We start from the raw sequence: 14,048 nt of genomic DNA, 5'->3' as shown, positions 1-14,048 counted from the left end.
GGGATGTATTTGAGGTTGACTTGGGGTCCGTGGAGTTCAGACTGTTCGGTCCGCTTGAGGTGGACGACGGCGACGGCAACCGGCTCGACCTCGGCACCCGCAAGCAGCGGGCGGTCCTGGCCAGGCTGGCGCTCGAGCCCGGCCGCGTCGTGCCGCTCGACCGGCTGATCGAGGAGCTGTGGGCGGGGGAGGCGCCGGCCAAGGCCACGGCGACGCTGCAGGCGTACGTCTCGCATCTGCGGCGGGTGCTGGAGCCGGGCCGCAAGCCGCGCACGCCGCCCCGGGTGCTGCTGACCCGCGAGCCCGGCTACGTGCTGGACGTCACGCCCGCCCAGACGGACGTGGGCCGCTTCGCCGCGTGGGCCGCCGACGGGGCGCGCCTGGTCAGGCAGGGGCGGCACGCGGAGGGCGCGCGGACGCTCGACCGGGCCCTCGCGCTGTGGCGGGGGGAGCCGCTGGCGGAGTTCCCCGATCTGGCGCCGGCGGCGTCCGCGCGGCTGGAGGAGCTGCGGCTCGCGGCCGAGGAGGACCGGCTGGAGGCCCGGCTGGCGCTCGGCGAGGCCAGCGTGCCCGACCTGGAGGCGCTGACGGAGGCGCACCCCTACCGGGAGCGGGCGTGGGGGCTGCTGGTGCTCGGGCTGTACCGGGCGGGCCGCCAGGCCGACGCGCTCGCGGCGCTGCGCAAGGTACGCGCCCTGCTCGCGGGCGAGCTGGGGATCGAGCCGGGGCCGGAGCTGAGGCGGCTGGAGCAGGCGGTGTTCGAGCAGGCGCCCGAGCTCGACCCGGGCCCCAAGCCCAACCCGGCGCCCGCCTCTGATCCCGTTCCCGCGCCCGTCCCCGCGGGCCCGGGGTCCGACAGGCTCGTGGCCAGGGAGGGCGAGCTGCGGGTCCTGGAGGAGCTGCTGGCGCGGGCCAGGCACGGCAGGGGCGGGCTGGCGCTGGTCACCGGCGAGGCGGGCATCGGGAAGACGAGCCTGGCCAGGGCCGTCGCCGACGTGGCCACGGCCAGGGGCTTCCGGGTGGAGTGGGGCCGCTGCCTCGACGGCGGCACGGCCCCGGCGTTCTGGCCGTGGACCCGCGCGGGCCTGATCCCGCCGTCGCCGCAGGCCGAGCTGTTCGACCTGTACGACGCCGTGCTGGCGGAGCTGCGGACCGGCCCCCTGCTCGTGGTGCTGGAGGACCTGCACTGGGCCGACGCCTCCTCGCTGAAGCTGCTCGGCCACGTCGCCGGTGAGCTGGCCAGGACCTCCGCGCTCGTCGTGGCCACGCTCAGGCCCGAGCCGGGCGACCACCCCGAGCAGCTGCGCGAGACCCTGGGCGCGCTGGCCAGGGAGGGTCGCAGGCTGCCGCTGGCGCCGTTCGACGCCTCGGGCGTGCGCGACTACCTGCGCCTGCGCGACGTGGCGGCCGACCCCCAGGAGCTGCTCGACCGCTCGGGCGGCAACCCGTTCTACCTGACCGAGCTGCTCCGCCTGCCCGAACGCGAGCGCCACCTCGTCCCGCCCGGCGCCCGCGACGTCATCGAACGCCGCCTGGCCCGCCTCCCCGAGCCCACCCGGGACCTGCTCGGAGCCGCCGCGGTCGCGGGCCGGGAGGTGGAGCTGGACCTGCTGGCCGCCCTCGCGGACCGCCCCGTCGAGGAGGTCATGTCGCGGCTGGAGCCCGCGCTGGCCGCCGGGCTGCTGGCCCAGCCGCCGACCGGGGCCGCCGACTACCGCTTCTCCCACGCCCTCGTACGGCAGGCGCTCGACCAGGGCCTCACCCGGCTGGAGCGCGCCCGCCTGCACCTGAGGGCCGCTGGGCACCTGGAGACCCTGCCCGGCGCCGACCCGGCGATCCTGGCCGGCCACTTCGCCGCCGGGGCCCGGCTGGGCGGCGCGCCCAAGGCCGTCACGTACGCCGTCCGGGCCGCCGCGCAGGCCGCGGAGCGCCACGGCTACCAGGAGGCCGTGCAGCTGTGGGAGCTGGCGCTCGACCACCTGCCGCCCGGCGACTCGCCCGAGCGCTGCCGCGTGCTCACCGAGCTGGGCCAGGCCCGGCGCACCACGGGCGACGCCGAAGGCGCCTACCGCGACCTGACCGAGGCCGTCGCCCAGGCCCAGCGGCTCGGCGACCGGGACGCGCTGGTGGCGGCGGTCTCGGTCTTCGGCGGCCTGTCGGTGTGGAACTGGCGCCCGTACGGCGTCGTGGACGAGGACATGGTCGCGATCCTGGAGGACCTCCTGGCGGGCGACCTCGACGACCGGTCCAGGGCCGCGCTCCTGGGCACGCTCGGCATCGAGCTGCACTACGGCCCCCGGCGCGCCGAGGGCGAGCGGCTGGCGTTCGACGCGGTCGGCCTGGCCCGCCGCTCGGGCGACCCCATGCTGCTGGCCAGGGCGCTCAACAACTACGTGATCGCGAGCTTCGTACCCGGCCGCAACCCCGAGCGGCTGGCGGCGGCCGAGGAGATGCTGGCCATCCCCGGCCTGCCCAGGGAGGCCAGGCTGGTGGCGCGGGTGCTGCGCATGTCGTGCCTGCTGCGCGCGGGCGAGCTGGCCGAGTGGAGCAGGGACCTGGCCCGCTGCGAGCAGCTCCTGCACGAGGTCGCCCGGCCCGAGCTGGAGGCCATGGTCCGCGTCGCGCAGACCGCCGACCACGCCCTGCACGGGCGGTGGGCGGAGGCGGAGGCGCTGGCCGAGAGCTTCCCCAAGATCTCCTTCGGGGCGAGCCTGTGGGGCCAGGAGGCCCGCCGCCTCGGCGTCCTCTACACCTGCCGGCGCGGCCAGGGCCGGGTGGCGGAGCTGCTGGACGAGCTGGTGGCAGCGGGCGACCGCCCGCTCATGAGCCTGGTGCGCCCGCTCGCCATCCTGGCCTCCCTGGACGTGGGCCGCACCGAACAGGCGAGGGAGCTTCTCGAACGGTGGGGCGTGGACCTGCGGGAGGACTGGTCGGCCGACTTCTTCTTCCCGGTCTGGGGCCTGGTGGCCGCCCAGCTCGGCACCCCCGACCCCGGGGAGATGTACGAGCGGCTGCTGCCGATCGCCGACCAGCCCATCGTCCTGGGCACGGGGAGCGCGGCCCTGGGCTGCGTGCACGACGTGCTGGCCGAGCTCGCGCTCCGGCTCGGGCGTACGGAGCAGGCGCTCGAGCACAACCGGGCGGCCGCCGCCCGGCACCGGCGGCTCGGCCTGACCTACCTGGAGTCGCGCAGCCGCGCCCGCCGCGCCGAGCTGGCACCCTGAGCCCTCGCGCCGTCGTGCCGAGCCGATGGCCTGAGAACGCCCGCCGAGCCGGTGCCCCGAGCCTTGTCGGTGGCCCCGCGTATCGTGACCGTATGCCTGACATCGAGGTCGCGGGTCACGAGGTCCGCATCACCAGCCCCGACAAGGTGGTCTTCCCGCAGTCCGGCCACACCAAGCTCGACCTGATCCGCTTCTACCAGGCCGTGGGCGAGGCGGCGCTGCGGGGCGTCCACGGGCGGCCGATGGTGCTCAAGCGGTTCGTGCACGGCATCGAGCAGGAGGCGTTCTTCCAGAAGCGCGCCCCGGCCAAGCGGCCCGACTGGATCGAGGTGGCCGAGCTGAAATACCGCTCGGGGCTGAGCGCGGAGGAGGTCGTCTGCACCGACCTGGCCCAGCTGCTGTGGGTGGTCAACCTCGGGTGCGTCGACCTCAACCCCCACCCGGTGCGCGCCGACGACCTGTCCAGGCCCGACGAGCTGCGCATCGACCTCGACCCGGTGCCGGGCGTCGAGTGGGCCGACGTGCTGGCCACCGCTCAGGTGGCGCGCGAGGTGCTGGCCGACCACGGGCTGGTCGCCTGGCCCAAGACGTCCGGGTCGCGAGGGTTCCACGTCTACGCCCGCATCGAGCGGCGCTGGCCCTTCGCCAAGGTGCGCAGGGCGGCCGAGACGGTGGCCCGCGAGGTCGAGCGGCGCGCGCCCGAGCTGGCCACCAGCCGGTGGTGGAAGGAGGAGCGGCACGGCGTGTTCGTCGACTTCAACCAGAACGCCTACGACCGCACCGTGGCCTCCGCCTGGTCCGTGCGGGCCGTGCCCGACGCCCGGGTCTCGACGCCGCTGACCTGGGACGAGGTGCCCGGCTGCCGCCCCGAGGCGTTCACGATCGACACCGTGCCCAAGCGGCTGGCCGAGGCCGGCGACCCGTGGGAGGACATGGACCTGCACCCGGGCTCGCTCGACTCGCTGCTGGAGCTGGCCGAGGAGCTCGGCCCGGCGCCCAAGCCGCCCAAGGGCAGCGGGCGCAGGCAGCAGACGATGCCCGTCATCGAGATCGCGCGGGCGGAGCACAAGGAGGAGGCGCTGGCCGGGTTCGAGCGGTGGAAGGTCCGCCACCCGGCGGTCGCCGACCGGCTGGAGCCCGCCGACGTGCTGGTCGACGGCATGAGGGGGCGCAGCAGCGTGTGGTATCGCATACGGGTCAACCTCCAGCACGTGCCGGAGGCCGAGCGGCCTCCGCAGGAGCCGCTGGAGGTCGACTACGACCCCTGGCGCGGCGCCGGGCCCCCGGAGCGCTGAGCACACCCCGGGGAGGCGCGTCAGCGGCCGGAGATCAGGTTCGCCAGCCGCGCGAACGGCGACGTCGTGGTGCCGTGGTCGTTCTCCTGCCGGTCGGCGGCGCGGAAGAGCGCGTAGATGAGCTGCACCCCCGTCCACCGCAGCGGCTCGGGCTCCCACTGGCGCACCTGGCGGCCCACCCAGGGCAGGGACGTCAGCTCGGTGTCCTGGCGCAGCACCAGGTCGCGCAGGGTGCGGCCGGCCAGGTTCGTGGTGGTGACGCCGCTGCCCACGTAGCCGCCCGCCCAGCCGAGGCCGCTCGCGTGGTCCAGGTGCACCGTCGAGCACCAGTCGCGCGGCACGCCCAGCACGCCGCACCAGGAGTGCTGGATCCGCGCGTCCGCCGCCGCGGGGAAGAGCTTGACCAGCATCCGCCACAGCAGCGCGACCGTCTGCGGCTGCGTGGCGCCCCGCACGTCGGTACGCGAGCCGTACCGGTAGGGGACGCCCCGCCCGCCGATCGCGATGCGGTCGTCGGCGGTGCGCTGCGCGTAGATGTAGGCGTGCGCCTCGTCCCCGATCAGCTCGTTGCCCTGCCAGCCGATGTGCTTCCACACCTCGGGCGGCAGCGGCTCGGTGACGATCATGGAGCTGTTCATCGGCAGCCACTGCCGGTGCTGCCCGGCCAGCGAGGCGGTGAAGCCCTCGGTGGCGCGGATGACGTAGTCCGCCGTGACCGCCCCGCGCGTGGTGACCGCCGCCGCCTGGCTGCCGTCCCGCCGCGGGATGATCTTCGTGACCGTGGTGTCCTCGAAGATGTCCACCCCGAGCCGGGCGACCGCCTCGGCCAGGCCGACGGCCAGCTTGGCGGGCTGGATGCGGGCGCAGTGCGGCGAGTAGGTGGCCTCCAGGGTGCCCGCCACCTGCACGCGCTCGCGCTGCTCGTCGCGGTCCATCAGCCGCAGGTCGCCCTCGCCGTACCCCCAGGTGCGCAGGTCGTCGAGCTCCGCGCGCAGCCGGCGCCGCTGGGCCGGGTTCGTCGCGACGTGGATGAGGCCGCCCTTGTGGATGTCGGCGTCGATGGCCTCCTCGCGGGTCACTTCGATGACCTCGTCCACGGCGTGGAACATGGCGTGCTGCAGGTCGATCATCGCCTGCCGCCCGCGCGCCTTGGCGTGCCGCTTGCGCGACCCGGCGAACTCCGCCGACAGCCACCCGCCGTTGCGCCCCGACGCGCCGAACCCGGCGAACTCCTTCTCCAGGATCGCGATCCGCAGGCCCGGCTCGGCCTTCTTCAGGTAGTACGCGGTCCACAGGCCGGTGTAGCCGCCGCCGACGATGGCCACGTCGTACGAGCGCGGCCCCGGCAGCGGGGGACGCCGGTCCGGCAGGCCGATCTGCCGGTACCAGAACGAGACGCCGCCGTTGGCGAAATCCTTGGTGAGCGGGATGCCTTTCACGTGAGCACAGCCTCCACATCGGGCGAGTCGGGCAGCAGGACGGAGTCGGCGACGCGCCACGTCAGCGTGACCTCGTCGCCGCCACGGGCGTCGCTGAGGCTGCCGGCCTGCTCGCGCACCAGCGCGGACGAGCCGTCGGGCAGCCTCAGCTCCAGCTTCCTGCTGGAGCCCAGGTAAATCTCGCCGGTGACGGTGGCCGGCAGGGCGTTCCATTCCGGGTCGGGGGAGAAACCCGCCTCGCGCACGGCCAGCCGCTCCGGGCGCACGACGAGCGCCCCCGCCTTGTCGGCCAAGGTGCCCGGCGCCCGCAGCAGCCGCGCGCACACGCCGATGCCGTCCGGCGTGACGTCGCCGCGCAGGATCGTCGACTCGCCGAGGAAGCGGGCCACGAACAGCGTGGCGGGCCGCTCGTACAGCTCCTCGGCGGCCCCGACCTGCTCGATGCGGCCGCGGTTGAAGACCGCGATCCGGTCCGACAGCACCAGCGCCTCGTCCTGGTCGTGCGTGACGTACACGAACGTGGTGCCGAGCTCGCCGTGGATGCGCTTGATCTCGAGCTGGAGCCAGTCGCGCAGCTTCTTGTCCAGCGCGCCCAGCGGCTCGTCCATCAGCAGCACGCGCGGGCTGTAGACGATGGCGCGGGCCACGGCCACGCGCTGCTGCTGGCCGCCGGACAGCTCGCGCGGGTAGCGGTGGCCGTACTCGCCGAGGTGGACGGTGGCCAGCGCGGCCGCGACCAGCTCGGCGCGGCGGCCCTTGGGCACCTTGCGCTGCTTGAGCGGGTACGCGATGTTCTCGGCGACCGTCATGTGCGGGAACAGGGCGTAGTGCTGGAAGACCATGCCCATGTCCCGTTTGTGGGCGGGCGTCGCGGCGATGGCGGTCCCGTCCACGGTCAGCTCGCCGGTGGTGGGGTGGTCGAAGCCGGCGATGATGTTCAGCGTGGTCGTCTTGCCCGAGCCGCTCGGCCCGAGCAGCGTGATGAACTCGCCCGGTTTGATCGACAGCGAGACGTCGTCCACGGCGACGAAGTCGCCGTAGCGCTTGGTCAGTCCGGTCAGCTCGATGCCGGCGCCGCGGGCGGCGAGATCGTTACTGGTGGGCACGTGACCTCCTGGCGACGAAGAAGGTGGCGATCAGGACGAGGCTCGTGGTCAGCACGATGATCATCGTGGCCGCCGCGGCGATGGTCGGGTCGGTCTCGCGGGTGACGCTCGCGTACATCTTCACCGGCAGGGTCTGCAGGTAGGGGCTCTGGATGAACAGCGAGACGACCACCTCGTCGAAGCTCGTGACGAACGCGAACAGCGCGCCCGCGGCCACCCCGGGGGCGACCAGCGGCAGCGTCACGGTGCGGAACGTGGTCCAGCGGCCCGCGCCCAGGCTGGCCGCCGCGCTCTCCAGCCGCCGGTCGAACCCGCTCAGCGACGCCGTCACCGGGATCATCACGAACGGCAGCGCCAGCACGGTGTGCGCCATGACGAAGCCCATGAGCGTCCCGACGAGCTGCAGCTTCAGGAACACGGCGTAGACGCCGATGGCCAGCACGACCCCGGGCACGATCATCGGGGCCAGCATCGACCCCTGGACCAGCGCGAGGCCGCGCATCCTGGCCCTGGTCAGGCCGAGCGCCGCCGCCGTGCCGAGCGTGGTGGCGACGACGGTGACCAGCAGGCCCACCTCCAGCGAGGTCCACAGGGCCGACATCCAGGCCGGGTCGCCGAAGAAGTGCTCGTACCAGCGGGTGGACCAGCCGTCCGGCGGGAACTTGAGCGACGCCTTCGAGGTGAAGCTGAGCGGCACCACGATCAGCGCGGGGGCCACCAGCCAGACGCCGACCAGCGCGCAGAACGCCCACAGCGCCCCGCGTCCCACCCGGGCGCTCATCCGGTCACCTTCTTCCCGGCGCGGCGCAGCGTGACCGCCAGCAGCGCGATCATGGCCAGCGTGAGCCCGAGCAGGACCACGCCCATGGCGCCGCCGCGCCCCCATTTCAGCAGGCCGTTGACCTGCGTGAAGATCTGCTGCGAGAGCAGCGCGTCGGTGGGGGAGCCGAGCAGCGCGGGCGTGACGTAGAACCCGAGCGCGCTGATGAACACCGTCAGGCACCCCGCCGACACCCCGGGCAGCGACAGCGGCACGTAGACGTCGAGGAACGCCTTGACGGGCCGCGCTCCCATGCTGCCGGCCGCGGTGAGCAGCCGCCGGTCGATCCCGCTCATCACCGCGTAGAGCGGCAGCACCATGAACGGCATCAGCAACTGCACCATCCCGATCACGACGCCCGTCTGGGTGCGGATCAGGCTGAACGGACCCAGCCCGATGGTCCCGAGCAGGTCGTTCACCACGCCGGTGTCCTGCAGCAGGATCACCCACGCGAAGGTCCGCACCATCAGGCTGGTCCAGAACGGCACCAGCACCAGCAGCGTCAGCACGGCCCTGGCCCGGGTGCCGGCGATCGTCATGGCGTACGCGTACGGGTACGACAGGACCAGCGCGACCACCGTCACCCACAGGGCGGTGGTGAACGTGCGGCCGAGCACCCGCAGGTTCTGGGTCTCGCTGAAGAACCAGGTGAAGTTGCCCAGACCGGGCACCGGATCGGTGAACGCGCTGATCACCATCGAGATCAGCGGAAACAGGAAGAAGACGGCGAGCGCCACCAGCGCCGGCAGGACCAGGAGCGCCGGGCGGCGCTCAGGGTCCGCCGGCTGCCTGGCGGCGGCGGGCGGGGCGACCGCCTGCAGGGTGGAGGCCATGCGCGATCAGCCGCCGAGCCAGGCCGACCACTTCTCGATCATCTCCGGCTGGTGTTCGGCCCACCACTTGGAGTCGATCTTGAGTGCCTTCTCCGGCACGCCCGGAGCGGTGGTCAGGAACGCCTGGCCGGCCTGGTCGAGGCTCGGCTTGGCATCGGTGTTGATCGGCGAGTACGAGGTCAGCTCTGTCAGCTTGGCCTGCTGCTGGGCGCCCAGGTAGTAGTTGATCAGCGCCATCGACGCCTTGGGGTTCTTGGCGTTCTTCGGCACGGCCAGCGAGTCCATGATCGGCATCCACTGGTCCCAGGCGACCTGGAACGGCGCGCCGTTCTTGACGGCGGCGTAGGCCCGGCCGCTCCAGACCATCCCCATGTCCACCTCGCCGGACTCCAGCAGCTGCTGGGCCTCCGCGCCGGTCTTCCAGAAGACCAGGTTGGAGCGGACCGACTGCAGCTTCTTGGTCGCCCGGTCGACGTCCAGCGGGTAGAGCTGGTCGGGGGCCACGCCGTCGGCGATCAGCGCGCCCTCGAACGGGCCGGGCGCCGAGTCGCCGGGGTTGCCGGAGATGGCGCGCTTGCCGGGGAACTTCGTCGTGTCGAAGAAGTCCTTCCAGCCCTTGGGCGGGTTGGCGCCGAACTTGTCCTTGTTGTAGACGAGCACCATGCCGTACTGCATCGCGGGGACGGTGCACTGGCCGGACAGGCCCTCGGGGACCTTGGACTTGTCGATGATCGAGTAGTCCAGCGGCTGGAGCAGCTTGCCGCACTGGGCCTCGGCCCAGATGGAGTCGGCGTCGATCACGTCCCACGTGACGTTGGAGGAGTCGACCTGGGCCTTGATCTTGGCGTAGTCGGTCGGGCCGTCCTGGAGGATCTTGGCGCCCGACTCCTGGGCGAACGGGTCCACCGCCGCCTTCTGCTGGCCCTCCTGGTAGACGCCTCCGTAGGAGACGAAGGTCATGTTGAGGCCGCTCAGCGCGTCCTTCTTGATCGTGCCCGACTTGGCGGGCCCCGACCCGAGATCGATCGAGGCGGGCGCCGCCGAGCCGGCTCCGCAGGCGGTCGCGAGCAGGAGCGAAGCCGCGACGCCGGCCATGGCGGCCAGTCGCGCTGGGTGCTTCGGCATGGGTTACCCCCTTGTTGCAGGTATAGCTGGGGTTCAGGAGGATGTAGTAGGTGGGGCGACCACCCAGAGGACCTCGGCGGTCTCGTCGCTCTCGTTGACGATCCGGTGGGGGACCGACGTGCGGTACTCCACGCTGTCCCCGGGCTCCAGCACATGTGCGGCGGCGGAGCCGTTGGGGCCGAGCCAGAGAGTGATCCGCCCGCGGATGACCAGGAAGATCTCCTGGGAGTCGCCGTGGGTGTACGGTTCGTCCCCGGTGGACGAGCCCGGATCGAATTCCCCGGCGTACACCTCCACGTTCTGGAGCGGACGCTGGGAGATCAGGAACTTGCGCGTGCCGGGAGCCGTGTGCAGCTCCGGACGCGCTTCGCGGCGCACCACCCGGTGGCCGACCTCGTCCTCCTCGTTGAACAGATCCGCGACCGTGAGACCGAGAGCCGAGGCTATCCGCCTGAGCATCCCGATGCTGGAGCTGGTCTGCCCGCGCTCCAGCTGGCTGATGAAGCTCGCGCTCGCCCTGGCCTCCGCCGCGAGTGCGCGCACGGTCATGCGGCGCATGTTGCGGTAGGCGCGGATTCGCGCACCCAAGCGGGCGTTCTCCGACTCCGTCATCGAACCTCTCGATTGGCTGCACTGAACAAGTTGTTAAGTGGCAATGAAAGGACCGTACATAGGTAGCCGAATGCCCATCAAGGGGGAGTTACGTAACGACTACGTAAAAGGAGTCAGCCGCGGGTGGGGCGCTCGTAGCCCTCGTCGCCCCCGTAGACGTGCAGGTCGGGGTCCTGTTCGGGCTGGTTGGCGGGGCTGGTGGGCGAGGCGGTGTGCTCCGAGGCGAAGTCGTCGGAGATCTCGACCGGCGGCGGGAAGAGGTGGTCGTGCCAGGTGATCCGGCCCTTGGGCTCGGCGTCGGTCAGCAGCTCGCCGGAGCGCTGGGCCGCGTACAGGCTGCCGGGGAAGCGCACGGGCAGGCAGGGGCGGTGCAGGCCCCTGGCCTCCAGCCAGGTCCTGACCAGTTCCTCCGTGTTGAGCACCTGGGGGCCGCCGTACTCGAGCTCGTCCATCGCGGGGCCCGCGGCGATCAGCTCGTTGAGGCGGGCCGCCACCTCGCCCGTGTGGACCGGCTGCCAGGGTATCGAGCGGTCCACGGCGAGCACGGGGAGTGACTCGAAGTCGCTCAGCCGGCGGTCGAGCGCCTGGTGGAAGTGGGTGGAGCGGAGGATCGTCCAGCCCAGCTCGCTCTCCGAGACCAGCCGTTCCGCCTCCAGCTTGTGCCGGAGGTGGCCGCTGGCCACGCTGTCGGCCCCCACGCACGAGGTGTACAGCAGGTGCGGGTAGCCGGCCTGGCGGGCGGCGGCGACCAGCTTGCGCGTCCCGCTCACGTCCACGGCGCCGCGCCCCTTGCGGCCGCCGGTGGCGAGGTGCGCGATGACGTCCACGTCGCGCACGGCCTCGGCGAGGCCGTTGCCGGAGACGAGGTCGCCCCACATCCACTCGACGTTCCCGCGGCTCTCGCGCTTGGTACGGCTCAGCGCCCGCACCCGGTGGCCCGACCTGAGCAGCGCGGGCACCAGGGCGCCGCCCAGCGTGCCCGTTGCTCCCGTGACCAGAATGCGCATGACGCCCCACTACCCGCGAATGCCCAGAAATGACAAGGAATCTGGTAAAAGCGTCTGCGAGCTGCGGAGCGGGGTAGGGCGGCCCCATGGCTCGAATCGCAGCGGAATCCCTGGTCGAGCGGCTTGCCGAGTGGGGTGTCGACACCGTCTTCGGCATGCCGGGCGACGGCATCAACGGCATCATGGAAGGGCTGCGGCGCCACCGCGACCGGGTGCGCTTCGTCCTCGTCCACCACGAGGAGGCGGCCGCCTTCATGGCCACCGGCTACGCCAAGGCCACCGGCCGGATCGGCGTGTGCCTGGCCACCTCGGGGCCCGGCGGCATCCACCTGCTCAACGGCCTCTACGACGCCAAGCTGGACCACGTGCCCGTGCTGGCGATCACCGGCATGCAGGAGACGTCCGTGCTGGGCACCGGCTACCAGCAGGAGGTGCACCTCGACCGCCTGTACGAGGACGTGGCCGAGTACAACATGATGATCACCAACCCGGCGCAGCTGCCCTCGCTGGTGGACCTGGCGATCAGGACCGCCTACGCGCGGCGCGGGGTCGCCCATCTCACGCTGCCCAACGACCTTCAGGTGGCCGAGGCGGGGACGGCGCCGTACCGGACCGTGGCCCCGGCGCGGCTGCCGGAGACCGCGCCCGTCTACCTGCGGCCGTCCGGCCTGCCGCGCCAGGAGGACGTCGAATGGGCGGCCGAGGTGCTCAACAACTCCCGGCGCCCCGCCATGCTCGTCGGGCAGGGAGCGCTGCACGCCCGGGAGGAGGTGCTGGCCGTGGCCGAGGCGCTCGGCGCGCCCGTGGCCAAGACGCTGCCCGGCAAGGCGGTCATCCCGGACGACTCGCCGTACACGACCGGCGGGATCGGGCTGCTCGGCACCCGGCCGAGCGAGGAGCTGATGGACGAGGCCGACGTGCTCTTCATGGTCGGCACGAACTTCCCCTACTCCAAGTTCCTGCCGGAGCAGGCGCGGGTGGTTCAGTTCGAGGCGGACCCGACCAGGGCGGGGGCGCGGATCGCGACCGACGTGCCCGTGGTGTGCGACGCGAAGGAGGGGCTGCGGGCGCTGCTGCCGCTGATCAACGCCCGGGACCGCACCGCTCACCTGCGGAAATATCAGGAGATGATGGACAAGTGGCGGGCCGACATGGACGCTCTGGAGAACCCGGACCGGGATCCCATCGCCCCGCAGTACGTCGTGTCCATCGTGGACGAGCTCGCCACCGACGACGCCATCATGACCTGCGACAGCGGCACCATCGCCACCTGGGCCGCCCGGCACTGGACGATCCGCGGCGAGCGCCGGTTCTACCTGTCCGGGACGCTGGCGACGATGGCGCCCGGGCTGCCGTACGCCATCGCCATGCAGCACGCCTACCCGGGACGGCAGGTCATCGCCTACGTCGGCGACGGCGGGTTCACGATGCTGATGGGCGAGTTCCTGACGGCGGTCCAGCAGCGGCTGCCGGTCAAGGTGATCATCAACAACAACAACTCGCTCGGGCAGATCCTGTGGGAGCAGATGGTGCTCGGCTACCCGGAGCACGGGGTGCGCTTCCCCGAGCCGGAGGCCGACTTCTCGGCCTGGGCGAGGTCGTGCGGCGGGTTCGGGGCCAAGGTCACCAAGTCGGAGGACGTCGCCATGGCGATCGGGCAGGCGCTCGCCCACGACGGCCCGGCGCTGGTGGACGTGGACGTGAACCCGAACGAGCCGCCCATGCCGGCCAAGGTCACCTACGAGCAGGCCAAGAACTTCGCGCAAGCGTTCCTCAAGGGGCAGCCGCACAAGGCGGCCATCGCCACGACCCTGTTCAAGGACCGGATCCAGCGGCTGGGGGAATAGCCCTCGCGATCGCCGCCGCGCTGCTCAGCAGGGGGTCGATCAGCTGGGGCAGCTCGCGGGCGCGCCGCGAGGACAGCACGATGCCCACGGCCGCCACGGGCCGCCCGTCCACCAGGATCGGTGCCGCCGCCGAGCAGGTGCCCAGGGTCATCTCCTCGTACGTCAGCGCGTACCCCTGGGCCCGCACGACGCCCAGCTCCCTGGCCAGCCGGCCCGGCTCGGTGATCGTGTGCGGGGTGGGCCGCTCCAGCTTGCGCGCCAGGTAGGACTTCACGAACCAGTCCGGCTCGTACGCCAGCAGCGCCTTGCCCACGCCCGTCGGGTGCATCGGCAGCCGGCCGCCCGTCCGCGACACGATCGGCACCGCCCGCCGGCCGTACACCTTGTCCACGTACAGCACCTCGAGCCCGTCGCGCACGGCCAGGTGCACGTTCTCGCGCGTGGTCGCGAACAGCTCCTGCAACCACGGATGGGCCAGGTCGTGGAGCGGGCCGGGCGCGAGCTGGCCCAGCTCCCACAGCCGCAGCCCGACCCGCAGCCGCCCGTCGGGCGCGCGGCTCAGCGCCTGCCACCCCTCCAGCTCGGCGACCAGCCGGTGCGCCGTGCTCAGCGGCAGCCCGCTGCGCCGGGCCAGGTCGGTCAGCGTGAGCTGCGGATGCGCGGAGTCGAACGCGCCCAGGATGGCCAGCACCTTGGACGTCACCGAGCGCCCGCCCTCCCGGGCCCCGCCTGCCATGGAG

11 protein-coding genes are annotated in these 14,048 nt (G+C 72.6%); 3 read left to right on the top strand and 8 right to left on the bottom strand.

Translation table 11 applies throughout. The features are described from left to right. The first annotated feature begins 29 nt into the window (after positions 1-29). Entirely contained in the window at positions 30-3,224 is a 3,195-nt protein-coding gene (locus H4W80_RS18290; RefSeq protein WP_192786199.1) for an ATP-binding protein, read from the top strand. 92 nt (positions 3,225-3,316) lie between these two features. Beyond that, positions 3,317-4,519: a non-homologous end-joining DNA ligase gene (gene ligD / locus H4W80_RS18285; protein WP_192786198.1), complete on the top strand. Its 1,203-nt coding sequence runs from the start codon at positions 3,317-3,319 to the stop codon at positions 4,517-4,519. 20 nt (positions 4,520-4,539) lie between these two features. Here ligD and H4W80_RS18280 read toward each other — a convergent pair whose 3' ends face one another. The 7 genes from H4W80_RS18280 to H4W80_RS18250 form a co-directional block, all read right to left on the bottom strand. Next, positions 4,540-5,958 carry an NAD(P)/FAD-dependent oxidoreductase gene (locus tag H4W80_RS18280; RefSeq protein ID WP_192786197.1) on the bottom strand — a complete coding sequence of 473 codons (1,419 nt, stop codon included), beginning with the start codon at positions 5,956-5,958 and terminating at the stop codon, positions 4,540-4,542. Further along, complete coding sequence (locus H4W80_RS18275; RefSeq protein ID WP_192786196.1) at positions 5,955-7,064, bottom strand: ABC transporter ATP-binding protein; 1,110 nt, start codon at positions 7,062-7,064, stop codon at positions 5,955-5,957. Before H4W80_RS18275 ends, H4W80_RS18280 begins: the two co-directional genes overlap by 4 nt. Continuing rightward, a complete protein-coding gene (locus H4W80_RS18270; protein ID WP_192786195.1) occupies positions 7,051-7,845 on the bottom strand; it encodes an ABC transporter permease in 795 nt (264 codons plus the stop codon). Before H4W80_RS18270 ends, H4W80_RS18275 begins: the two co-directional genes overlap by 14 nt. Then, positions 7,842-8,717 (bottom strand): ABC transporter permease, encoded by an 876-nt coding sequence (locus H4W80_RS18265; RefSeq protein WP_192786194.1) that lies wholly within the window; start codon positions 8,715-8,717, stop codon positions 7,842-7,844. The genes H4W80_RS18270 and H4W80_RS18265 overlap by 4 nt, the downstream gene beginning before the upstream one ends. Before the next feature lie 6 nt (positions 8,718-8,723). Continuing rightward, positions 8,724-9,842: an ABC transporter substrate-binding protein gene (locus tag H4W80_RS18260; RefSeq protein ID WP_192786193.1), complete on the bottom strand. Its 1,119-nt coding sequence runs from the start codon at positions 9,840-9,842 to the stop codon at positions 8,724-8,726. A gap of 33 nt (positions 9,843-9,875) precedes the next feature. Continuing rightward, positions 9,876-10,454: a helix-turn-helix domain-containing protein gene (locus H4W80_RS18255; RefSeq protein WP_225963522.1), complete on the bottom strand. Its 579-nt coding sequence runs from the start codon at positions 10,452-10,454 to the stop codon at positions 9,876-9,878. A 113-nt stretch (positions 10,455-10,567) separates the two neighbouring features. Next, complete coding sequence (locus H4W80_RS18250; RefSeq protein ID WP_192786191.1) at positions 10,568-11,461, bottom strand: SDR family oxidoreductase; 894 nt, start codon at positions 11,459-11,461, stop codon at positions 10,568-10,570. 86 nt (positions 11,462-11,547) lie between these two features. Between H4W80_RS18250 and H4W80_RS18245 the strand changes: the two genes are divergently transcribed. Further along, entirely contained in the window at positions 11,548-13,308 is a 1,761-nt protein-coding gene (locus H4W80_RS18245) for a thiamine pyrophosphate-dependent enzyme (RefSeq protein WP_192786190.1), read from the top strand. Here H4W80_RS18245 and H4W80_RS18240 read toward each other — a convergent pair. After that, complete coding sequence (locus H4W80_RS18240; protein ID WP_192786189.1) at positions 13,277-14,044, bottom strand: IclR family transcriptional regulator; 768 nt, start codon at positions 14,042-14,044, stop codon at positions 13,277-13,279. The two genes, H4W80_RS18245 and H4W80_RS18240, sit on opposite strands and share 32 nt — an antisense overlap. Positions 14,045-14,048 lie beyond the last annotated feature (4 nt).

Source organism: Nonomuraea angiospora (assembly GCF_014873145.1).
GTDB lineage: Bacteria > Actinomycetota > Actinomycetes > Streptosporangiales > Streptosporangiaceae > Nonomuraea > Nonomuraea angiospora.
This window is presented reverse-complemented; position numbering and strand designations above follow the sequence as displayed.